This window comes from Thalassospira sp. NFXS8, from assembly GCF_040148805.1.
Taxonomy (GTDB): Bacteria; Pseudomonadota; Alphaproteobacteria; order Rhodospirillales; family Thalassospiraceae; genus Thalassospira.
Genome location: NZ_JAGEMF010000005.1, coordinates 258,921 through 285,151 on the forward strand (window position 1 = coordinate 258,921; position 26,231 = coordinate 285,151).

The following is a 26,231-nucleotide window of genomic DNA, read 5'->3' on the forward strand; positions in this document are numbered from 1 at the left end:
TTACTGGTCCTGTTCGTCCGACCTGTTCACAGTACCGGCATCCCCATTTGATTCCGGCTGCCCGGCAGCGTTACCTGCGCTGGTTCCCGCCGTGCTGCCCGTTGGCGTAGAAGGATTAACAGGTACAGATGGCGTATTGGCAGATGGCGTCGTCCCCGAACCGGTCGACGATACAGGCGTTACCGGTGTTAAATTACCAACCGAAATGCTCGGCTGGAAGGCTGCATTCCGGAAACCGTTACCGTTGGTCGCCCCATTGCCCTGACCCGTAACAACCGCACCACCAGCGCCCCCAGTCGGACGGCCAAGTGCAACCATGCTTCCCGTTCCCACCGTTACACTTGCCGGTGCCACCTGTGTGGTGGTGCTCGGTTGAATACCGGCTGTCTGGTTACCCGTTGTCGGGCGTGGTGTTTCGGTGGGTGTGGTCGCGGTAATACGGCCAATGCGGTCTTCGGGGTCGTCAATCACGATCGGACCATGGAAAATCGTGTCATCCATGGTGACGATACGGGTATCAACCGGCAGGTTGAAATCGGTATCATCGAACGACAGTTCGTTAAAATATGTGTCATTGTCAAACAGCTGCAACTGATACCCCAGACGGATTTTCTGGGTCACGTTATCCATTAGCATTTTGGCAAATGGCAGTGACATGATCATGTCACCGGTAATCTGCCCCGTCACGATACGGGTTTGGACAGACTGAACATCAAACACTGCCTTGTTGGTCCGCAACAGATCAAACTGGATCTTTTTGGGTGCGCTGATATTTGCATTTACCGTCTGTGCCAGGCTGCCATTCAGGCCCGTCACCTTCATCAGCAACTGCGCGCTATTGACGTAGTTTTCCAGCCTGGTCAGGGAAATATGCTGGGCTTCCATGACCGTGCTTTCACCAAGACTGCCTTTTTCAATATCAAGGCGTCCGTCACTTCCTTCCACATACAAATCAGCATTGCGCGAGGTCAGGCTTTCAATCTGAATATCCTGCCCGCTGGCCCGCATATCGATTTTTTCGGGTGCCGAAACCGTGCCGATATCGCTGCTGCCATTGCGAATGGCAAGGGCAATTTCAGCATTGTCATTGCTACCACCCTTTGCCGTTCCGGCAACAATACGATCCGCACTCAGATCACCGCTGGTTTCGGCCATATAAATGCCGTCACGGGCTTGCAGGGTTGTGTAACGGCGCTTGGTGGCAAACTGATCACGGGCGACCGCAATTTCACTGCCATCCTGTGCCGTGGTCTGCACCTCGAAACGGTCCGATGCAGAGGTGCCAATGGTGCCGCCTTCCGCAATCATCGCAATCGTATCGCCCTTCAGCACGGCAGTTGAAAGCTGGACCGACCCGCTGCCATGATCGACAAAGGCGTTCGATTCAACAATCGAGTTCCCCGCGACAATATCAATATGGTTGGTCGCGCTAATTTCACCCAGCGAGATCGTGCCGGCAACCGACCGCAGCGAAATGCCGATCATGCGGGTGACACCATCATAGGATGTACCGCTCGTGCCCGCCCCGGTCCGCAGGGTGGCTATACGCATATCCTGTGCTGCGCTCAGCGACAAACGACCATCACCGCCATCAATTTCCGAACCATCATTCTGCACGATCTTGCCAGTGGTCGCGGTAATATCGATGCTGCCTGATGCTTCGGAAATCACATCGGATTCCGGATTATTCAGGGTCACATCCTTATTGGCCAGTAATGTAATCGACCCATCCCTGGTGCGAATAAAATCATTCGCCAGAATGGACCCGTTATCGGCCGTAACAGTAATATCAGCAGTATTGGTACGAACCTGATCAAGGGTAATGTCGTTTCCTGCTTTCAGGATGACATCGCCAGTTCCAGCATCGATCGTGCTTTCATCTTCCTGATACAGATCACCCGCCGTTGCGGTGATGGTCACATCCCCCGAACCAGTCGAGGTCACATCAGCTTCTCCATTAAACAGCGTCACATTCTGTGCGGCTGTAATGCTGATATTGGCATTACTGGTGGTGATGAAGTCTTTTGCAGTGATCGAACCATTCCGCGCTGTAATCGCAATATCCGCACCGGCGGTTTTCACCTGATCCAGTGTCTGGCTGTCACCTGCCGTCAGCGTAACCTTGTCGCTGCCACCATTGATGGTCGAGCCGTCGGCTTGCGTGATATCGCCTTTGGTTGCAATGATGGTAACAGCACCAGTACCCGACGAGGTAACGTCAGACAGGCCATTGGAGAAGGACACATCATTGTCGCCGGTGATCTCAATCGTCGCATCCGACGTTTTAACGAAATCATTGGCAACAACGTCACCACCCTGTGCCGTAATGGCGATGGCTGAAGTCGTCGTCTGAACCTGATCGAGCGTGACTTTATTGCCCGCCGTCAGGGTGACTTTACCGGTACCACCATCAATGGTGCTGCCATCTTCCTGATAAATATCACCCGCCGTTGCGGTAATGGCCACATCACCGGAACCGGTCGAGGTCACATCAGCTTCACCATTAAACAGCGTCACATTCTGTGCGGCTGTAATACCGATATTGGCATTGCTGGTGGTGATAAAGTCTTTCGCGGTGATCGAACCATTCTGCGCCGTAATCGCGATATCCGCACCGGTGGTTTTCACCTGATCCAGCGTCTGACTATCGCCTGCCGTCAGCGTAACCTTGTCGCTGCCACCGTCGATGGTCGAACCATGGGCCTGCGTGATATTACCAGCAGTCGCGATAATTTCGATATCGCCACTGCCCGTGGACATGACATCGGCTTCCTCATTATCAAAGCCAATATTCTGGGCCGCCGTGATACCAATTTTGGCACCGCTAGTGGTAATGAAGTCTTTCGCAGTAACCGAGCCATTCTGCGCCGTAATAACGATATCCGCACCGGTTGTTTTGACCTGATCAAGCGTCAGGCTGTCGCCAGCAGTCAAGGTTACCTTATCGCTGCCACCGTCAATCGTCGAGCCATCGGCTTGCGTGATATCGCCCTTGGTTGCAATGATGGTCACAGCACCGGCACCCGACGAGGTAACATCCGAAAGGCCATTGCTGAAAGACACATCATTGTCGCCGGTGATCTCAATCGTCGCATCCGACGTTTTAATGAAGTCATTGGCAACAACGTCACCACCCTGTGCGGTAATCTGGATCGCAGAGGTGGTTGTCTGGACCTGATCGAGCGTAACTTTCTTGCCTGCGGTCAAGGTGACTTTGCCCGTACCGCCGTCAATCGTGCTGTCGTTTTCCTGATAGAGATCGCCTGCCGTGGCGGTGATGGTCACATCACCCGAACCGGTCGAGGTCACATCAGCTTCACCATTAAACAGCATCACATTCTGTGCCGCCGTGATGCCGATATTGGCATTGCTGGCGGTGATGAAGTCTTTTGCAGTGATCGAACCATTTTGAGCGGTAATTGCGATATCCGCACCGGTGGTTTTTACCTGATCAAGCGTCAGGCTGTCGCCAGCGGTCAACGTGACCTTGTCGCTGCCACCGTCAATCGTCGAGCCATCGGCTTGCGTGATATCGCCCTTGGTTGCAATGATGGTCACAGCACCGGTACCCGACGAGGTAACATCCGAAAGGCCATTGCTGAAAGACACATCATTGTCGCCGGTGATCTCAATCGTCGCATCCGACGTTTTGATGAAGTCATTGGCAACAACGTCGCTACCCTGCGCCGTAATGACAATGGCAGAGGTCGTCGTCTGAACCTGATCGAGCGTAATTTTCTTGCCCGCCGTCAGGGTAACTTTACCTGTACCACCATCAATGGTGCTGTCGTTCTCCTGATAGAGATCGCCTGCCGTTGCGGTGATGGTCACATCACCCGAGCCGGTCGAGGTCACATCAGCTTCACCATTAAACAGCGTCACATTCTGTGCCGCCGTAATGCCGATATTGGCATTGCTGGTGGTAATGAAGTCTTTCGCAGTAACCGAGCCATTTTGAGCGGTAATCGCAATATCCGCACCGGTCGTTTTCACCTGATCCAGCGTCTGGCTATCGCCTGCCGTCAGCGTAACCTTGTCGCTGCCACCGTCGATGGTCGAGCCATCGGCCTGCGTGATATTACCAGCAGTCGCAATAATTTCGATATCGCCGCTGCCCGTGGACATGACATCGGCTTCTTCATTATCAAAGCCAATATTCCGGTCCGCCGTGATACCAATTTTGGCACCGCTGGTGGTAATGAAGTCTTTCGCAGTAACCGAGCCATTCTGCGCCGTAATAACGATATCCGCACCGCTTGTCTTGACCTGATCAAGCGTCAGGCTGTCGCCAGCGGTCAAGGTTACCTTGTCGCTGCCACCGTCAATCGTCGAGCCATCGGCTTGCGTGATTGAGCCTTTGGTCGCGATGACGGTTACAACACCGGTGTCTGCCGAGGTCACATCCGAAAGGCCATTGCTGAAGGACACATCATTGTCGCCGGTGATCTCAATCGTCGCATCCGACGTTTTGATGAAGTCATTGGCAACAACGTCCCCGCCCTGAGCCATAATGACAATGGCAGAGGTCGTCGTCTGAACCTGATCGAGCGTAATTTTCTTGCCCGCCGTCAGGGTAACTTTACCTGTACCACCATCAATGGTGCTGTCGTTCTCCTGATAGAGATCGCCTGCCGTTGCGGTGATGGTCACATCACCCGAGCCGGTCGAGGTCACATCAGCTTCACCATTAAACAGCGTCACATTCTGTGCCGCTGTAATGTCGATATTGGCATTGCTGGTCGTGATGAAGTCTTTCGCAGTAACCGAGCCATTTTGAGCGGTAATCGCAATATCCGCACCGGTCGTTTTCACCTGATCCAGCGTCTGGCTATCGCCTGCCGTCAGCGTAACCTTGTCGCTGCCACCGTCGATGGTCGAACCATCGGCCTGCGTAATATTACCAGCGGTCGCAATAATTTCGATATCGCCACTGCCCGTGGACATGACATCGGCTTCCTCATTATCAAAACCAATATTCTGGGCCGCCGTGATACCAATTTTGGCACCGCTAGTGGTAATAAAGTCCTTTGCGCTGACAGAACCATTCTGCGCTGTAATCGCGATATCCGCACCAACAGTTTTCACCTGATCCAGCGTCAGGCTATCACCTGCCGTCAACGTGACCTTGTCGCTGCCACCGTCGATGGTCGAACCATCCGCCTGCGTGATTGAGCCTTTGGTCGCGATGACAGTTACGGCACCGGTGTCTGTCGAGGTCACATCCGAAAGACCATTGCTGAAGGACACATCATTGTCGCCGGTGATATCGATCGTCGCATCCGACGTTTTAATGAAATCATTGGCAACAACGTCACCACCCTGTGCGGTAATCTGGATGGCAGACTTCGTGGTCTGAACCCGATCAAGGGTCACCTTTTTCCCGGAAGTCAAAGTGACTTTGCCGGTTCCACCGTCAATGGTGCTTTCATCTTCCTGATAAAGATCACCCGCCGTTGCGGTGATGGTCACATCACCGGAGCCGGTCGAGGTAACGTCAGCTTCATCGTTAAACAGCGTCACATTTTGTGCCGCCGACATATCGAGGTTTGCAGCATCGGTCGTGATATAATCCCTGGCAACGATCGAAGCGGAACGCGACATAATCACAATTGCGGCATTCGTCGTTTGGACCTGATCAAGCGTCACATCCTGATCGGCAGCCAATGTGACTTTACCCGAACCGCCGTCAATCGTGCTACCATCGGTCTGGGTAAGGGAACCGGTGCGTGAATTGATTGATATTGCACCGGAGCCCGATGCCGTAATATCGGCTTTCGCATTGTTCAGATGAACATCGTTTTCAGCGACAAGCGTTATATCCGCCGCCGAGGTTGTGATGAAATCATTGGCTTCGAGATAACCGCCATCTGCGGTTATTTCGATGGCTGCATCGCTGGTTTGCACCTGATCGAGGGTGACGTTGCCGCCGGCAAACAGAGTAACTGCGCCGGTCCCGCCATCGATACGGGATCCGTCGTTTTGTAAAATGTTTCCCGAAGTGGCGGTAATGCTGACGGTGCCACCATTGGCAGACGTAACATCGGAATTTGCATTAAACAAATTAACCGCAGTTGCCGCCTTGATGATGATATTGCCGCCATCGGTGCTAACCGCATTGTTCAGGGCAATAGCGTTGGTCTGCGCGGTAAGGGAAATATCAGCATTGCCGGTTTTAACTTCATTAAGCACCAGCGCCTGATTGGCAAGCAAAGTAACATTGCCGGTACCGCCATCAATAGTACCATCATATTGCATAAGGCTATCGCCAAGCGATGTAATTTCAACATCACCGCTGCCGGACGAAACGATATTTGTATTGCTATTATGCAGCGTGACTTTTTTTGCGGCCTTGATGGCGATTTTGCCATTTTCAGTCTGAATGAAATCATAGGCATCAAGCGTGTCGCCTTGTGCCTCAAGTGTGATATCGGCATTGCTGGTCCTGATCTGGTCAAGAACCAGATTTTGTCCGGCAGTAAGCGTTACATTTGCCGCCCCGCCATCAATAGTCGAACCGTCTTTTTGTTCGATGGAGCCGGCCGTTGCGATAACCGTAATGGCGCCCGAACCGGTCGAGGTTACATCAGCTTCACCATTATCAAAGATTACATTCTGTGCTGCTGTAATGTCGATTTTGGCAGCACTGGTGGTGATGAAATCCTTTGCCGTAACAGACCCGTTTTTTGCGGTAATAACGATATCTGCACCGGTGGTTTTAACCTGGTCAAGTGTCAGGCTGCCAGAAGCAACCAGCAAGACCTTGCCCGTCCCGCCGTCAATGGTGGAACCATCGGTCTGGGAGATTGAGCCATCCAGTACGCTTAGCGACACCATACCAGCGTTTTGCGATGTCACATCAGCCAGCGCATCATTTAGATCAATGAGTTTTGCCGCTTGTAGCTCAATGTCACCATTTGTGGTGGCAATGGCATCGGAAACGGTAATCACGCTCTCTAGCGCACTGGCTTTCAGGGTAATATTACCAACATTTGCCGAAATGCCGCCCTTGGCGTTGGCAACCGATATGCTGCCGCTCGCATTAATATCGATGCCGGATTTATTGGCATCAGTTGTTTGTTGCGACACACGGTTAATGTTCAGGTTCTGAGTATTTTCAAGTGTCAATTTGCCATCACGGATGATGACATTATCCAGCGTTGACACCGTGGTAACCAGATTAACATTGCCACCCGCATCAAGGTTAAGCGAAGCTGCTGTGATGCTGTTGGTGAATTTATCAACAATGTCGCCTGCTGTGGTGTTAAGGGATACCGCCCCCGGTGCCGTGATTTCATGGATCACAAGACCCGTGCCACCGGTAACGGTAACCGCACCATTTGCGGCCTGCTGGGTAATTTTGGTTACGTTCAGCGTATCGGTTTCGTTCAGTGCCACCGCGCCACTGGTAGTGTTGGTGGCCGTAAGGGAAGCCAGATTTGTTTCTATCGCATTGTCCGCACCAATACCGGTGGCGCTGTTGATTGTCACACCGGCACCAACGGCGTTGGCAACAAGGTCGATGTTGGAATCACCGCTATCTGTGATACCGCCATGTGCCGTTGTAAGAACAATCGCATCAAGCGTGGCATTATTGGAGACAAGATTGGCAAGCCCGATATCGCCATCGGCCACCAGGGTTGCCTTGCCGGTGCCAACATTAATGGACGCCCCATCGGTCTGAAGGATATAGCCGCCATTTTCACCGGCCTTGGCCGCCGTCAATGACAGGTCACCATTGCCTGTCATCGCAATAGAACCAAGGGCACCGAATGTAATGTTTTTATCAGCCACCAACGTTGCCGCACCAGCAGATGACGTCCACACGCCATCAATTGCCAGCGACCCGTTATTTTGTGCGGTCAGGAAAGTTAAGCCATTCGTTTCAAGCATACCACTTGATGCCAGGGTTAAATCACCCTGGGTAATGACTGTCGTGTCCGTCGCACTGGTCATTGCCACAGTTTGCAAAACAAGACTGTCTTTTTCCGCAATGTTGATTTTGCCGCTGTCGCTGTTGGCAAGGCTTAGCCGGGTCACATTGGTATCAATTGCGTTGGCACGGCCAATGCCTTCATCTGCTGTCAGGCTGACAATACCATTGTCATTGCTGCTGGTAATGTCGTCATCGGTATCCCCCCCATCGATAATCTGACCACCGGCATCAACGGATATGGCACTGGAACTGGCATTACTGGTCACCAGCGACGCCAGGGTAATGTCACCCGCGGCTGTCAGACTGATTGTCCCGGAACCGGCACTGATTTTAGAGCCATCAGCCTGGGTAATATCACTTGTGGTGGCGGTCATGGAAACAGCACCACCGCCCGATGAAATGCTGCTGGCCGCGAGCATCACGATATCGCTGGCGGACTGATAGGTTTGGGCGTTGCCATGACTGTTTACGCTGGAACGCAGCGTAATGCCATTATCGGCATTAAGATTCAAAACACCGTTCACATCGACAGCGCCAAGAGCCAAAAACCGCCCCGGACCGGACAGATAAGCCCCCCCATCAGCAGTGGTCAGAATCAGGCTGCCATCGGCACTGTTGATACCAACATCAAGCGCCCCACCGGTTGCCGTGCTGCCAATGCCTTTGGACGCCGAGAGGGTAATGGATTGGGCCACGATATCGGCGATGGCATCATTCGCACCATCAAGAATACTGCCATTATCTGCCGACAGATTGACATTGTGGCTGGAGAACAGGCCATCAACATAAATATTGCCGCTGATTTCGTGCATATAAATATCGTCTGCTGCACGCGCAGTAAGCAAGCTACCGTCGGTCTGGTTAATCATGATCGGGGCAGATGCCGTGCCAATATGGCCGTCACCCGCTTCAAAAATCATGCGGCCGCCCTCAAAGTTGGCACCGTCACCATCACGGCCATTGGTAATGCTGCCGCCAATTTTAACGCGGATTTCCTGGCCCGACGCATTAAACACGTTCAGATCATTTTCCGAGCCGAGGAACAGATCCCCACCAGCCTTGATCGTGGTTGTTCCTGTCGCGTCGATGTCAAAATCTTCGCGCTGAACAATGGTCAGGGTGTGGTTGGTATCATCACGGATGATATCGTCGCGCTCAGCGGCAGCCATTGCCACTTTAACTTCATCGGTCAGGTCGTTTGATTTCGTCAGATCCAGAACAATATCGCCATTATGGCTGCCCAAATTGCCTTTAACATCAATCGTTACATTGCGCGCGGAGACATTGGCCGTTTCAACAACCGTGGTCGTATCTGTCGTTTCCTTGAACGCAAAGGAAGGCAACAGGTTGGTCAGTTCTTTTTGTGTCCATTTGTACCCGTCGGTTACTGCCGCAATTTCGTCGCTGGTGGCAGTATAACTGTAGTCGGCGTTATAGGTAACATCGCCAAATTTATCATAGGCCGTCCGATAACGTTCGGTCTGACGATCTGCATAAGACTGAATGGCATCACTATCCAGTCCGGCATCGGTCAGGCTGCTGCGTTCCTGATCGCTAACAACATAGGTGTAATCAGCATCAACGGCATCGGCAACATAGTTGCCGTCGCCATCCTTATGAAGGTTACGCAGGGTGAAATAATCATCGTAAAGCGTTTCCTGTTCATTTTCATACGCCTTAACCTGCGCATCCTTTTTCGCATCGGCATCCGCACCAGTCAGATCCAGGCTGTCAAACAGGGCCAGCAACTGGTCCGTCGTGTCGGTGTCTTCGGTTTCGTCGATATTGCCATCAATCAGATTGCCGTCTGAAACCTTGATCGACACATCACCAACGGTTTCGATCCGGTTGACGATCAGATCACCACTGACTTCCTCGACATTAATATCGCCGCGTGCGGCCTTGGCGGTTAATTTGCCGCCATTTGCAGCATCGGTGTCAACTTTCAGAACGCCATCGCTGGTGCCAATTTTGCCATTGCGCGCAATCAGTTCAACATCGCGGCCCTTAATCACGCCACTGCCCGATGTGATAATATCAAAATCGGCCCGCAACCCGATAGAACCGCTACCTGCCGTCAGGTTGCTGAGAACCAGGCTGCCACCCGGGGCATCAAGATAAATGTTTTTACCCGACGTAACCGAAACCAGATCGCCCGATTTTTGCACCAGGTTAAGGTAATTATCCGCCCGGCCAACCGACCCGTTGGCCGCGGAAAGAACCAGATTCCCCGACTGAACCGCGCCACCATTGCTGTAAATGTCACCGGCGGTTGACGTTAGCGTGGTTGCCCCGCCAACGTTCTGCAAGCTGCCGCCAAGGGCAATGCTGCCCTTTGATGTTACCTCAACCGCGCCACTATCATAGCCGATAAAGGCGATGTCGATTGGTTTGTCAGCCGCGACCGAGTGGTAATAATAGGTGTTGGTGCCGGTTTCGGTGATGGTTGTACGTTTGAATTCGTATGTGCGCGAGAAACAAACAAACCACGCACAATCACTGCCCCAGCTGCGTTCAGAATCACCCTGATAAATCTGTTTGTTCGATGTTTCTTCATCCGCCGAATTAAACGTATAATCCGCAAGACCGCCATGCTGGGCGACATAATCGCCTTCGGGTAAATCTGCCTGGCTAAGATCGTGCGATTGGGGATACCCGGAGACAAGGTTAGAATCCGAAAATTCCCGTTCGGAAATCGGAATAAACCCGAACAGGCTTTTCTGCTGCTTGCTATATGCTTTTGTCGTTTGGGTGGTGGTTGATTTACCCGCCATCCAGTAATAACGCATGTCATCTTGCATGGCATAGGTGGATGTACGCCCGTTATTTGATGACTGTAATTTGGTAGCCTGCGCGCTGTCTGTGCCCGCGTTGCTGTAAACCTTCAGGCTGTCGCCAATGCGTTCATACCGCGTGATAAGGGCGCGGCCAGTACCATTATCCTTGCTTTTATCAATTAGCGTGATCTGACCTTCGATCCCGCCGGTATCGACGTCATCAAGCAGCACGGTATTGGTACTGTTATTATTGATGGTAATCCGGCCATAGCCATCAATTACGTTGATTTTGCCGTTGCCGGTTGAAACCAGACGACCACTAAGCAGAACGGTGCCACCTTCAACCTTGGCATCGAGAATGCGAATTTCACCGGTAACCCGGTCAAGTTCCGCCTTGATGCCGCCCACACCAACCCGGCCCGATCCCATGCTGATGCCAACATTTTTGACTTCAACATAGCGTGCACCGCTGCTATTGCCTGCCGCATAAGCCGCATCAACGTCAGACTGGTTGATGGTAATTTCCTTGTCCGCAATACCGGACTGGATCACACCATTGATGTTGATGGTATCTGCATTGATGAAAACATTGTTCGCCGCAATGGTCGAACTGCTGTCATCTGCGGCCTGCGATACGTTATTGGCGCTGCCACTGGTTGCACTGCCATTTTCATACTGGTTGACCAGAGATCCGAACCCGGCATCGGGATGCGCCCCGATATTGAGAAGGGTTTCAGGAGAATCAAAGACAAAGTCGCCGCCGGTGGAAATTTCAACGGTTTCCCCGCGCATACTGGCAACAGAATAGATCGAACCCTGGTCACTTGTAACCTTGATCAGACCATTAATATTATTGATTTGCCCGGCCAGAATAACATCGGGTGCGGCAATATTGAGCTTATTGCCAGGGTTATAAACCCCTGAATCCGGGTCAAAGTTATTTTCAATAATGATTTTCGGGGCATCCGAGGAAACCGAACTGACCATTTCCATCGTCGCCGTACCATCGGCATTGGAATTACGGGCATTAATATCGGTCGCGGTTAACACCGACTGACCATTAAACAGAATTTGACCACCCAGTTCATCGGGAATAGTCATTTCGGCGATGCGGATCGGCATCGGCGAGTTGTTAATGATCTTGATTTCAGCATCGCCAGGGCTGTTGATTTTACCCGAGCCAACAACATAATCGGAATACAGTTCAACATTCCCGGTGGCGGCTTCAGTTGGGTCCACCTGGATAACATCGACATATTCATCAGATTTACGGCTGGCAATGGCCGCACGCAAAATGGTCAGGCGGCTTTCAATATCGGATTTGATTTGAACACTGTTGGCATCGGTGGAACTGCCATACCGCAACAGGACATTTTCCAGACGGGCAACTTCGGTTTGCAGGCTTTGGCCCAAATTCTGATCAGCCAGAATGCTAAAGCCCATACCTTCACTGATTTCTTCGGGCGTAAAGACCTTGATGATTTTGGGAACACCGGGGTTATCCGGGTCTTCGGTGGCCAAAACCCACTGGTCATTGTCGGTATCATAACTGGGGTAATACCGAACCATATTGCCATCGGAATCAGCGACATAAGAACTGAAACTGGTGCCAAAGGTAATATAACGCTTATTGCGAATACCGGTACGAAGTTCACCGTCAACCTTGATACCACCAACACCTTCGTTTTTGCTGGTACCGCCCACAACTTCAAGCGAGCCTTCGGTATCTGCGCCAAACACATCGCCAATTGCCTCAAGCGCCTTTTTGGCAAGGTCGGTTGCACGTCCCACACCATTGGCAAACAAGTGGCCTTCGGTAGCTTGAACCCGCAAATCCTTGGCCGATGCAACAAGGCTGCCACTGCCGATGGTGACCTTGCTGTTATGAATTGCCGACGCATCGGCAGTTGGCGGGGTGGGAATGGAAATAGCTGTTTTGTTAAACAGGCGCGTATCAGCCTTGGCTTCGATAATACCCAGGCCGGTTGCATCGGCACCCGCATAAATCTCAACATCACCAACCCCGACAAGATTGGTGTTTGATCCCACTGTCACCGCATCGTTGGCCGTAACCGATGCCTTGGAAACACCGCCTGCCGCCCCGGCAAAACCATAGGTAACGGAGCGGGCACGCGCGCTCATTTTCGCATCGCTGCGTGCCGCAACGCTAAGGTCGCCGGCCTGGGTTTGCAGGGAGGCATTATCCCCCATCGTAACGTTGCTCGAAAGATTGGCCGTTTGAATTGTGCTTGCAATTGGCGCGCTGATCAAACCACCGCTATCAAAACTGCTTTCGTCATCGACGGTAACATTGGTTTTTGCCTGAACCGATGCGACACCCTGATTTTGCGATGTGCCAAACACATACACATTGGAATTTGCCCCAACCGAAATATTGGTGCTGGCATTCATCGTGCCACTGGAAACACCGACCGCCATGTTAAACCCGCCACCCTGGCTGGTTTTAAAGTTGGCATCCGAAACCAGATCCTTGCTGAGTTCATTTAAAGCCAAAAGCGACAATTCATGGGTGCGAAGGCCGGTTTTTGCCCCAAACCCGGCCCAGACATCGCTGGTGCCATTCACCACCAGCGCCCCGGCCGCGGCCTGTGCCAATGCGGCCCCGGTCGTATCAATTTTGCCATCATATTTGCCACTTGATGTGGCGCTGATGGTGGTTGTGCCATCCGCACTTAACGTTGTCAGGGCCGAATTATCCCGCGTGCCCGCCTTGACCGTACTATCAAGGTCCACCTTGGTAAGGCCAGCTTGCACCACACCAACACCACCCGCACCGGAAATCGTATCACCATAGGCATGTTCCGCCCCAACAGCCGTAATCGACAAATCGGCCATCGTGATGGCGTTTGTACCGGCGCCCAGCAAGGCATTGCTGGTTGTTGTCACATCAACAACCGCGCTGTGGGCCCCCACCGCAATCGCCCCTGCGGTAACACCAATCGCGCGGGCTTCTGCAGCAGATTCATTACGCGTATTTAACGAAATACCGTGGTCTGCAACCGCCGTCGTTACATTGTTTTCATCGGTTTGGGTACGTTCAATCCCCAAAAGTTTAACGTTATTGCCGGTAGATGCGCTTACGTCGCCGTCCAGCGTTGTGACCGCCGACGAACCAGCCGCCCCAATCAGCAAACCACCACTGCCTGCCGTGGCCGTGGCATCGGCGTTATTGGCTGCCCCCTTAAGCAATTTGGCATCAAGGGTAATGGTATCGCCGGTGACACTGGCGTTATCGTCAACAAGGGCCGCAACATTGCGATCCACCAGGGCCTGAGAGATGGAAACACCCAGGCTGTAACCCGCACTTAGCGATGCACCAATGGCCTGTGCCTTGGCATGAGGTTCGTCGCTGGCGGCAACAAGAACATCACCGTCGCTATATAGGGTCGCACCGGTGCCAATTTTTGCTGTGGTATCCCCGTCAAGGTCAACAGTGGCATCTGCCCCGGCACCTGAACCGACCAACCCCAATGACGCGCCAACAGAATAGGCATCAAAACTGCCCCCGTTAGTGGCAGAAACCGTTATGGACCCGGCCGGGTCACCTTTTTTGCCAATCTTGGCATTGGCACCGACTTCGGATTTTACGTCATCGTCAGAGCTGGTAACTGCAACCGAAATCCCCGCAGCCGCAAAACCCGCCGCCCCGGCAATCGCCCGGGATTGTCCGCCCGAACTGTTTTGTGCCGTAATCGACACGGCTTTATCGGCAAAAATATTTGCCCCGCTGCCAACCAGTGACTGGGTGGTTGTTGAACGATCCAGTACCGCAATTGTTGCCGCAACACCCACCACACCGGCCGACGCGCCATAGGCTTCGACCTTGGAACGGTCGGTTTTATCAAGCAGATCGGACGAAATTGTAATCGTGTCGCCAGCATCAAGATCGGCATTCTGGCCAATCAACGCCTGGGCAGTTGTGCCCATACTGGCAACAGCAACCCAGCCGCCAACCCCAACAGCACCAACCGCAGCACCACCGGCAAAGGCCCGAACACGGCTTTCATCCTTGGCGGTCACATTAATATTGCCGCCAGCTTTAACCGTCGCGTTCTGATCGATAACGGCGGAAACACCATCGTCAAATGTGCCATTGCTGGAATCCAGCGCCCCCATAACGTTCCGGGTTTTGGATTTTGCCGTAGTGCGATCGCTGTTGGCATCCCCAGCCTGCGAATGTGCGAGTTTACCGGCATCCGAACTGGTAAGGTCGGCACTGCGATCTGTTCCCGCGTCACTATTGACCTGATCAGTGATACTTCCGTTGTCCGACGTCAGCTGATCGGTGCCCCGGCTGTCGGCATCACCCCCCAATATGGCAATGGCAACGGACCCGGCAACGCCTGCCCCCAGCCCGCCTGCACCGGCAATACCAGTTGCAGAAATATCTTTTTGCGCGTGTGCCGTAACCGATACATCGTCTGTGGCCGAAACCAGCGTGTTTTGCCCGATACGGGCCGCAGTTGAATTACGGGCAACGGCAATGTCCATGCCAAAGCCAACACCGGCGACACCGCCAACGGCACCTGCACCGGTGACACCGCCAACAGTAAGGCTGTTGTTGGCGGAAACCAGAACCGCCTGGTCATCATCGGCGGTAACGCTGGTCTGGTTGATTTTGGCGCCATCGCCAATTTCGGCCAGTGTTTTAACCGTAGCAGTGCGCACACTAATCGCGCCCTGCAATGCCAACCCGGCAGATGCCCCCCCGGCAACAGTGTGCTGGGTCATGGTTTGCGCAGAATTTGCCGCTACCGATGTGGTACCATCGGCGTTGGTAACGGCGTTTTTGCCAATCCGGGCTGTTACATCGGACGACGCAACAGCCACCCCGATGGCACCGCCCGCCGCCGTTACACCGCCAACCGATGCCGAACCAATGGTTTGGCTAAAATCGGTGTTTTCCGTGGCACGAATACCAAGGTCATCGCCAGATGTAACAATGGCACTATCGGACAATTCGGCAAGAACCGTATTATCGACAACATCTACCCCCAGCGACACATTATGTCCGGCCAGCGCACTTACCGCGCCATTTGCCGAAACACTGTCGAGGTCCTGATCCGAAACAGCCAAAACCGTAATGTCATCTTTGGCTGATACCGTGCCACCCATTTTGGCCGACAGGGTTTTGGCAATAACATTGGTCGCAGCCGCAGCACTAACCGCCGGGCCTGTCCCGGTAACAGCAACCGTAACCGGAACCGTCGAAAGATCGGTACTATCATAGGCAGCAACCAGCACATCCTGATTATCGGACGCACCGGCATTAACAGCATTAATCACTGCACTGCTGCCAATTTGCGCTAATGTTGACCCGGCAATAACATTAACCGTTGCAACACCCGACAACGCCCCGGCGGCACTGGCCCCGGCGCTAATCGGAAGGGCTGTCACATCCTGATCGGACCGGGCAACAACCGCCAGACCGGTAATGGTTTCCGAATTGCGCGTCAGGGTCGAACGGTCCACATCAATCGCAGATACCGTCAGGGTACTGTCATCGTCATTGGTCTGGGTGGTTTTGGCCAGTGCGGTTTCTGTGCTGTCGCTCCGCGATCCACCGGCGGCCGCAATGTTAATACCGCTGCCATTACCCAGAATATTAAGTTTGGCACCATCGGCAATGGTCGCCTCGGTTGTGGCGGAAACGGTGTTAACCGAAACAACCCCGCCCAGGGCAGCCCCGCCAACCGCAACCGATGTTGAAATATCGTCAAGTTCGGCATCATTCAGGGCCTGTACCCGCATGCTGCCCGTGGCGTTAATGGCGGCACCTTCGAGAACCCTGGCCGCGGTATCTGATACAATCGTATTGATTGCTGCCGTACCACCGGCACCGACAAGCCCGCCCTGCACACTAACAGTCACAGCAACAAGGTTGTCGTCCGACGTCGCATCAAGGGTAATATTACGGGCAGCATCGACCTTTGCATTTTTGCCAATCCAGGCGTTGGTTTGCTTGGCAATTGTCGTCACGTTTGCCGCGGCACCGATGCCAACAATGGCACCACCAGCGGCACCACTAACCGTAACGACATTGCTGTCGCTTTTGGCATCAATTACAACATCCTGGCTGCTACCATCGGTAACGTCATCGTCCTGATTGACCTTGGCATTATCCCCGATATAAGCCGTTGCATCAGACAGCAAGGTCGTAATCGCCACCGAACCATTGATGGCCGTGTACAATGCCCCACCGCCAGCAGCCGCAGCATTTATAACGCTATCATGGCTGGCCGCCTTGATTGAAATAGCACGCGTTGCATCGACCGAGGCCAGATTGCCAATATAGGATTGGGCCGAACTATCGACCGTGGTGATGGTAATGCCACCGCCAACAGACACACCACCACTGCCGGCTACCGCCAGCGTACCGGCAATGACCTTTGATGTATCAGCCGAAGTAATGGAAACATCCTGCCCTGCAATCAGCGTTGCACCCTGCCCGACAAAGGCCTTGGTATCGTTGCGTGATGCCTCGGCTGTGGCGTTAAAATCATCCGTGATCTGATTTTTACTGCGTTGCGCACCGGCGGCATTATTCGCGGTGGTGGCTTCCTCGCGGTCGCCCAGGGCATTGCCGATCAGGTTTTTGTTGGTGGCTTCATCGGCAGCCGACCATGTATCACCGCTATTGTCCTCGTCACTGCTCGAAAGATGTGATTTGGCGTCATCATCAATGATCCCGCCAACAAAGGCCACGGTTAACGCCCCGGCCACACCGACCTGGCCGCCTGCGGCCCCGGCAACGCCAAGCTGCAGCAACTGTTTTTCCGACGTGGCGGAAATTGAAATGTCATCATGCGCAGAAACAACGCTGCCGCCGGAAACAAAGGCATTTGAATTATTGCGCAAAACAATAACATCAGCCGCGGCACCAATACCTGCCACGCCGCCACCGCCAAGCCCACCGGTAACGCTCACCACGCGCACAAAGCTGTCAGCATCGATATTAACGTTTTGGCCACTGAGCGAATAATCGGCGTTCTGGTTAACCTTGCCTGCGACATAGGCCTGTGTGGTTGAAGTATGCACACCGACACGCACCGAACCGGCCACACCGGCACTGCCGCCACCTGCACCGGCAACAACTGCCGCATATTCCTGTTCCTTGCCGCTGGCAGAAACGGTGGTTTTGCCTTTGGCATTGGTTTGGCCGTGGCTGTCGATATAGGCAGTTGTGGTGTTGTCTTGCACCGATACACCCAACGCCCCGCCAACCCCGGCACTGCCACCTGCGCTGATCTGGCCAGCGACCTGAACAAAAGTGGTATCGCTGTTGGCATCAAGGGTGATGTCGCCATCCGTGGTAACAAACCCGTCAATATAGGCTGTTGTCACATTGGAAGCGACCAGCACCGAAAGCGATGCCCCCACACCGGCATTGCCCGCCGCCGCAACATTGGCGGCAACCGAAATGGCATGGGTCGCCTGATCGGCGGCCACGACCACATCATCGCTCGCCCCCACTACGGCATTCTGCCCGATATAGGCACTGGTGGTTTTGCTCAGGGTAAGACTGTCAATCGAACCGCCAATGCCGTTACTGCCGCCAATAGCAACGCCGCCCGCCACATCAATAGACAGGGTATCGCCCTGTGCCTGCACAGTAACCGTTTGGGCGGTACCAGCCGCGCCGGCGGCCTGGTTAATTTTGGCACCATTATCGATATAGGCCTTTGTCGTATCAGAAACGACACCAACAGCCACAGCACCGGCCACTGCGGTGCCGCCACCCGCCGCCCCTGTTGCCGAAATATTGGCAATATCCTGGTCAGAATAGGCAGTAACCGATAGCCCCTTGCGTTTTTCCGTCGTCAGCGTTTTTTTGAATGCACCATCTTTCAGCTCATCAATGCTGGAAGACTTGAGCGCCAGTGCGTCATCGGACGTTGTTTGCAGTTTTGACCCGGCAGTATCCGTATCCAGGGTCGAAAGACCGTTAAACAGGGCACTTGAAAGAGTTGCCCCGCCCGTCATCACATCAAGACCGGTGGCATTACCACGTGCCGTAACATTGGCATTGCGGCCAATATAGGCGGTTGTTTCGCCAATAAAGGTTGAAACACCAAGCGACGCCCCACCGGCATTGCCACCACCCCCGGCGCCCGAACCGGTCAAAATCAGGGCATCGGTTTCATCGCTGGCATGGATGGCCACATTGCCATCACTAATAACGGTGGCACGCGATACGTTATCGGCATCGTTTTCGGCCAATTCACCAATCACAGCAGTGGTGGTGTTATCAATCAGGGCCAAGGCACCCGAACCGGTGATCGCCGTACCACCAACCACAGCAACACCAAGGGACAGCGCCGTAATATTTTGTTCGCTGGTTGCCGTGACATTCACATTGGTATCAGCAGTGGCAGTACCGTTCAAAACGGCTTTGGTATTTTTGGCAATGGCATTGCTGGCAAGCACACCACCAACCCCGGTGCCCGTGCCAAACGCCCCGGAACCAATGATATTACCAATGTCGGTTTTGTCCTTTGCCGTAACCGAAATGCTGCGCGACCCGGCAGTATTTCCGCTATTTAGTTTGGCATCATTTCCAACACTGGCGGTCGTGTCACTTTTAACCGTATTGGCCCCTAACGAAACGGCAACTGTTGTACCACCGCTTGATACGGCCGCACTTACCGTTGCGGCGGAAATATCCTCGCTGGCATCGGCATTAACGGCAATGGTATTGGCCGCATCAATTTCGGCGTTATCGCCAATACCGGCACGGGTCTCGGCCAAAATAAGGTTGGTGGCAATCCCGGCACCAACACCGGTTTGCCCCGAAACTGCCAATCCACCAACAAAGCTGGAAATGCCGGTTTTGCTGGTCGCCGCAACGTCAACGCCGCCTTCTGAAGAAATGGCTGAATGCGACGAAACAAGCGCGTTTGCTTCGGTTTCAATAACATTGATCCCGACCGAGCCACTGACGGCTGTTCCGCTGCCGCCAACGGAACCCGCCACCAGTATTGACCCAAGGTCCTGTTCGGCCTTGGCGGTGATGGCAACATCGCCGCTTGCGGTCAGGTTGGCACCCGACGCACTGCCGGTTTTGCCAAGCTGTGCCGAAACCGTATCAGCCAGAACCATAGCATTAAGCGTAACGCCGACCCCGGTTTTCTTCGACGCACTAATCGCGCCGCCCAAGGTGCGGGCATTCTGGCGGTTTTCGGCTTCCAGCGTGATATCTTTGGCGCTGGCCGTTGCCGTGTCGGCAATACTGGCGGTGGTTTCGTTCTGCGTAACTGTTACCGAAAATGACCCGGCAAGGGCCGTATTCCCGGTGGATGCGGCACCGGCCAGGGCTTCGGTATAATAGTTTGATGTCTGGAAAACCGATGTCGGGTTTAACAGCGAATAATCACCGTCAAAGCCAAAGCTGCTTTCTGACTGGCGCAGGTTTTTGGCCGAAACGGTCAAATCACCAGTTGTTAAGATTTTAGAACCTTCATCGACAAGGGCCTTGTTGGTATTCCCTGCATTAATCAACGCAAAGGTGGCACCAACACCGGCTTTTGCTTCGGCCCCGGCACTTATGGTGGCGGCAATGGCACGGGCGACGATGTGGTTTTTCTCGGTCGAGGTAATATTGACCGCACCGGTTGAGGTAACATCGACATTTTTGCCAAACGATGCACCGGTATCGTTATCAGTGTTGATCACACTAAGCGCACCGGCCACACCGGTTTTTTTGGCACCCGCGCCCGCAACGGCCTCGGCCATCAGTTTATTCGCAAAATCAGCCGACTGGTTTTGTGTGGCCTCGGCCGTAACATTTACACCGGTAGATGCGGTGATTTTCGTGTAATCGCCCAGTTTGGCCGTTGTTTCATGGTCTGTTGCCGTTACCGCAACGCCAACCGCAATGGCTGTGTCGGTCAACACAGCGGCACCTACACCTTGCGTTTGGGCATTGGCATCATTTTTGGCAGTAACATCAATATTGCCGCCCGATGACAGGCTATACGCCCCGGTCAAGGTGCTGTCATCAACACTGGCACTGCTTTTACGGCTGTTGACACCAACACCGACAGCAGCGGCAATGCTGATCGATTTACCGCTTTTTGAACTGTCTGTTTTGCCCGTTTCATCAACCGAACTGGTTTTGTTATTCCCAGACGTTTTCTGATCTGTCAGGGCCTGGGCACTACGCGGTTTTTTATCACCACCATCTTCATTGCCAAAATCACCGGCCAACAACAATTCATCGGTCGCGCCAACAAATTTGTTTTTATAGCTTTCAAGCAACGTTCCGCGCGCCGTTGCCAGGGCCAGCGTTCTATCCTTGCTAAGGGCTGTAGACGAAACCGTAATCGCCCCTTGTGCCGCAACCGAACGTGCCAATGATGCGCTGGTTGTGCTGTTGGTAATGCCCAGCGCCAGCGACGCTCCGGCGGCAGCCTTGTCGCCTGCGGCTTCGCCGTCTGCCTGCACCAGTATTTCGGAATCCGAATTTGCGGTAACGTTTACCTTACCATCCGATGTCAGGGTATCCTGATCCGTGCCAATACGGCCTTCGGTGGTTTCATTGTTCACCGCAATGGCCACCGCCGCATCCAGCGAATAGGCCGATGTATCGCTTTTTTCTTCAAGATTTAAAAGATCGGTCGAAGGCGCACTGGCCGCTTCGGCATGGGTTGTCTGTTCAACAGCAGACGTGGCACTAACCACAACATCACCGGTATCGGTGGTGGTCATTTTTGCGCCGTCACTGATGCGCGCGCGGGTAACGGTATTATCCACCGTAATGGCAAACGACGCCCCTATACCCAGTTTGCCGCTTCCGCCGCCGCTATCACCCGTGCTGTCATCGCCCGATCCACTATCGGAATCAGATTTACCGGCTTCAATTTTTTCACCAAGCGATGTCAGCTTGCCATTAATTCGGGCCGTCATACCGCCAAGTGTTGTGTAACGATCTTTAAATTCGTCCAGCGTTGGCGTTTTTTCCCCAACCGCCCCCGACGACATCGTTTCTATGATGCGGCTGGATGCAGCATTAATCGCTGCACCACTTGCCCCAACAGTAATGTCGGCATTGGCACCAATATCGGTTGCCGTTGTCTGATCAATCAGGGAGATGGCAACCGCCCCGGCCAATGACAAATTGCCTACGCCAGCCCCCGCCACTGCGGATGTGACATATTTATTGGCATCATCCACAACATCGTTGTCATCGTCATCCTTAACAGCATTGCCGTCTTCATCCAGCACAGTAAAGCTGTTGGTTAAGGCCGACAGGGTTAGCCCCGTACCGGTTACCGTGGTGCTGGAGCCAATTGTGGCGCTGTTGCTGACATTGGCGATGTTCAACGCCACTGCCGCCCCGATATTATTGTCCGCTTCGGCGGCACTGCCATCGGCAGCGGCCTGGCTATCGGTGTTATCAGCCGATGTCACCTTGATATTTGCGCCCGAAACGGTCCGCGATGCCGCAATTCCAGCAGTGGTACTGGTGTCGGCGACTGTCAGCCCCAGGGCCGCGGCGGCCGAAATCTTGCCACCTTCGTCCGCATCATCGCCCTTGTCTGCCGAAACATTGGCCTTGCTGGCCGTCTTATCGCCATCCACCTTGTCCTTGTCGGCGGAATAAAGGTTCCCAAAGGCGGCGGCCTGTTTGATGGTTCCCAGAACATCGCTTTTTGCTGAATCGCTGGAATCTTCGTCCTCGGTCCCGGTATCGCCCGGGTCGGTATTTGTGCCGGCAGCCGCCCCTGTTCGAATATCGCGTGCGGATTTTGCCGAAATGGTCAAATCGCCCGTGGTTGTCAAATCGCGGTCCAGCATCGCGGTTGCATCAGCGTTAACCGTGCTAATGCCAACGGTCAGACCAATTGCAACTTTTGACGCATCATCAGCATCGCCGCTTGCGGCCTTGCCAACCGACAACACTGCCAGATTTTGCTCGGCCTTTACCGATACGGCACCGGCCAGCGACAAAGCCGCATCCGATGTTTCAATACCTGCTGTTACATGATCATTCGCAACAGAAAGCGCCAGAACCGGGACAAGCGCCACACCACCGGCCCCTGCCGAATTGGCCGTTGTTTTAACCGACCCGTTCGACACCGCCGATACCGTCAACCCCGACGCATTGGTTAAGGTGGCACCGCCGCGCAATGCCGCATCAACCGTACTATTGGAAATGTTAATGGCGATGGCCGCACCAATGCCGACACTGGGCGATGCGTCCTCGTCTTCTTCGGTTTCGGTATAGGTTTCATAGGCCTCGAACAAGGCACCAATAACCGTTTCATCATCGGGCGCACCATCGGCGACCACACCGGCGTCTGCGCCGCCGGTCGCAACAATTTCAATGGATCCGGCTTTACCATCCACGGCAACGTTATCGCCAATTTCCGCAAGGGAACTGTTGGAATTAACAATCAACAGGCCCAGGGCCCCGGCGAAACCAACGTCTTCGGCTTCCTGCCCGGCAAAGGCTTGCACGCCAAACGAATTGCCATCTTCATCGGTAATATCTGTATCGATACTTTTGGTGGTTGCGTTCACCGCAACACCCTTGGCATTAACTGTTAGCGTTTTGGTGTTATCAGCCGCAATGCTTGCCAGTAATTTGTTGTCCACCGTCTGGATAGCAACACCAGCCCCCCCACCGGCTTTGCCGCCTGCCGTAATTCCGCTGGCAAGGGTATTGGTACGCGCGATGGCCTCGGCATTAACGGCAAGCGCCCCTGTCAGCGACAGCGTTTTATCGGCGTTCGACGAAATCAGGGCCTGCGTGTCAAAATCACTTGAAACATAGGAAAGCGCCCCGGCAACCTGCGCGCCGCCACTGCCTTCTTCTCCTTCTTTGGGTTTTTCCGACAGCTTGTCGGTTATCTGGCCCAAAACGCCGTCAAACAGGTCTGAAAGCTCGTCTTTTTCAGTGTCGCCCAGCCCGGTTTTGTCCAGCGCATCGCCAAACAGGCCTGACGCCGTACCGGCCCCGTCTGCCACACCGGCACGGGACGCGGTATTCTGGGTTGTTACATTTTGTGCATTCACCGTCAGGCTGCTAGCACCCGAAACAGTGGCACCTTCGCCAATTTCGGCAATCGCTGTGGCGCTGACATCGGAAATTGCCACACCGATGGACGCGCCGGAACCGCCGCTTTCAACGGTGGCAGCATCAGCAATGGTATCAACCTGTGTTTTGCCCGTCGCCCTGACGGTTACGGCATTCGCCTGCGTGATTTTGGCGGTCCCCGTCATGCGGGTAGTGGCGCTGTTATCAATCACGGAAACTGCCGTGGTCACACCAACGGCTGCTGCTACCGATTTGGCAACGGCTGTTGAGTCTGTAATTGCGGTTGATGTCACATCAACATCACCGCCAGCGGCCAGTGTTGCCGAACCTGTCAGCAAAGTTGACGCCGTGCTGTCTGTCACCGCAACCGATGCGTTGATCGGGCTTACCAGCAACGCCCCGATGACTTCGCTGGTTATTTTGCTTGAAGATGCAAGGCTGATATTGCCACCCGCCGTGATTGAACCATTGGTCATGGTTAGGCTGGCAGTGGCACTGCGGGCGTCAAACACTTGTCCGGTAAGGGTTGGCAGGCCCTGCTCGGCCTTTGCCAACACCGTCACATTGCCTGATGCATTGATAACAGTATCGGTCAGGGTGACGCTTGCCGAAACATCGGATAGCGGGTTAAGGACCAGATCCCCGTCATTAGCTATGGCCGTGGCCGTAATCGAAACATTCGCACCCGTCAGCGACGCGCCTGTCATGGAAATGGAATGGCTGGTAGAACCTGCGGCCTTGATGATGATGTCACCCGCCCCATGGTCTTCGCCACCATCACCGGCATTAAGGGTCGACCTATCACCCAAGAAGATATTACGGGCAGTCAAAGTGATATTGCCCGACTTTGACGTTACTGTTTTCGTCGAGACCGTCACATCATCTGCAAGCGTAATCGTATCATCCGCTTCAAAAACATAGTTGGTCCCGTCATTCCTGGCGAGATCCGACGAAATCGTCAGATTTTCCGGATCAATCAGGACAGTACCCGCCGTGCCATTAACAGCACCACCGGCAAACGTTCCACCATTCAACGCAACTGATTTTAGGGCGCTAAATTCGGCAAAACCCCCATCGCCCGAAACGTCACCACCCGATATATCGATATGTGCGCCGGTTTCAAAACTTGCATTATGGTCGGCGAAAATCGTGATATTCCCACCGCTGGAATCTGCGCCAACGCCGTGGGCAGAGATATCTGCCCCGGCACGCACAGAAATATCGCCGGTCGCACGCACATCAATCTTGCCGGCATTTTGCCCGTCGGCCCCGTTAGCCGCCAGAACACCCGAAATACCAACGCCCGAAAGCCCGCCTTTGATTTCGATATAGCCACTCTCGTCAACAACGGCTTCCTGCCCGGCGTCAAGGCCTTCGACATTGACCACATCGGAAAAGGCAATCTGATTCAAGGCCTGGGCACCAACGACAACGTTGCCCGCCACCTGCACACCATTGGCGATCAGGGCGGCCTTGCGGGTGGCACGAACCGACCCGTCAATCGTGATCAACCCATTTTCCGATAACGGCACCTTACCGGCCAGAAGCTGCCGTAACGCGCCTTCATTGGCGTGGCCCGGAGCATCAAAAAATGCGCCGCTAAATTCCTCGCTTGGCGCCATGATCGTCAGGCTACCGACATTTAACTGTCCCTGCGCACCAATCGCCACCCCGTTAGGGTTCAGCAAATAAACCTGGCCGCCGATCTGACCATTTTTGATTGAATTCAATATGCCATCAATATGGGACCTGGGGCCATTGACCATATTGATCAAATGGTCTGCCTGGCCGGGCACAAACAGGTTTACCGTATTGCCCTGATAGACATCGAATTTGCTAAACGAGTTTAACGCGCTGTTGCCCTGAATGGTTGATGTAGTGACATCCGTTACCGACCCGTGGACATTGAGGTTGGTGGCGGTTTGCCCGTCGGTCACAATCTGGGGGGTGGCACTTGCCATAACAGGGGCAAGAAACGTTGTCGTAGTTAACGCATAAGCAAAGGCCCGTTTGATAACCTTGTGCTTGTTTTCCCGAACGACCGCCAACATCTTGTCATGCTCCCCAAGCCTGCCACCACCCTGTGTGACAAGAATTTCAATATCTATACCCAACCAGACGGCACACACTAACGTGCAACTGCCCTTATCGTTCCCGTCGTGCAATACATGCACTCTTCCTGTAAAACCCGACGGGTTTTACCAATCGATATATGGAACAAGCTGATTGAAGGGCGGGAACCGGATCGCATGGCAACATCCCTGGCGATATCCTTTCGGATAGCCGATATGTTTCTGCGTCCCTGTCTCCCTACAGCCTACCTGCCTGTAATAATCCAGTCTTCCTGACTGGCCCCTGGCCCCTGGCCCCTGGCCCCACGAGAAGCCCTTTTTGCCGGATTTACGGCCAAAAATATCCGTTCATCCGACAGTACAGCACCCGTTAAAACCCAACCCTGCGA

The 26,231-nt window shown here is 53.8% G+C and carries 1 protein-coding gene; it reads right to left on the reverse strand.

All coding sequences use genetic code 11. The annotated features are described in order from the left end of the window. Complete coding sequence (locus J4E05_RS21615; protein ID WP_349600053.1) at nucleotides 1–25,821, reverse strand: filamentous hemagglutinin N-terminal domain-containing protein; 25,821 nt, start codon at nucleotides 25,819–25,821, stop codon at nucleotides 1–3. Nucleotides 25,822–26,231 lie beyond the last annotated feature (410 nt).

Coding starts and splice junctions, on each gene's coding strand:
- J4E05_RS21615 (WP_349600053.1), bottom strand. CDS start 25,821: ATGTTGGCGGTCGTTCGGGAAAACAAGCACAAGGTTATCAAACGGGCC.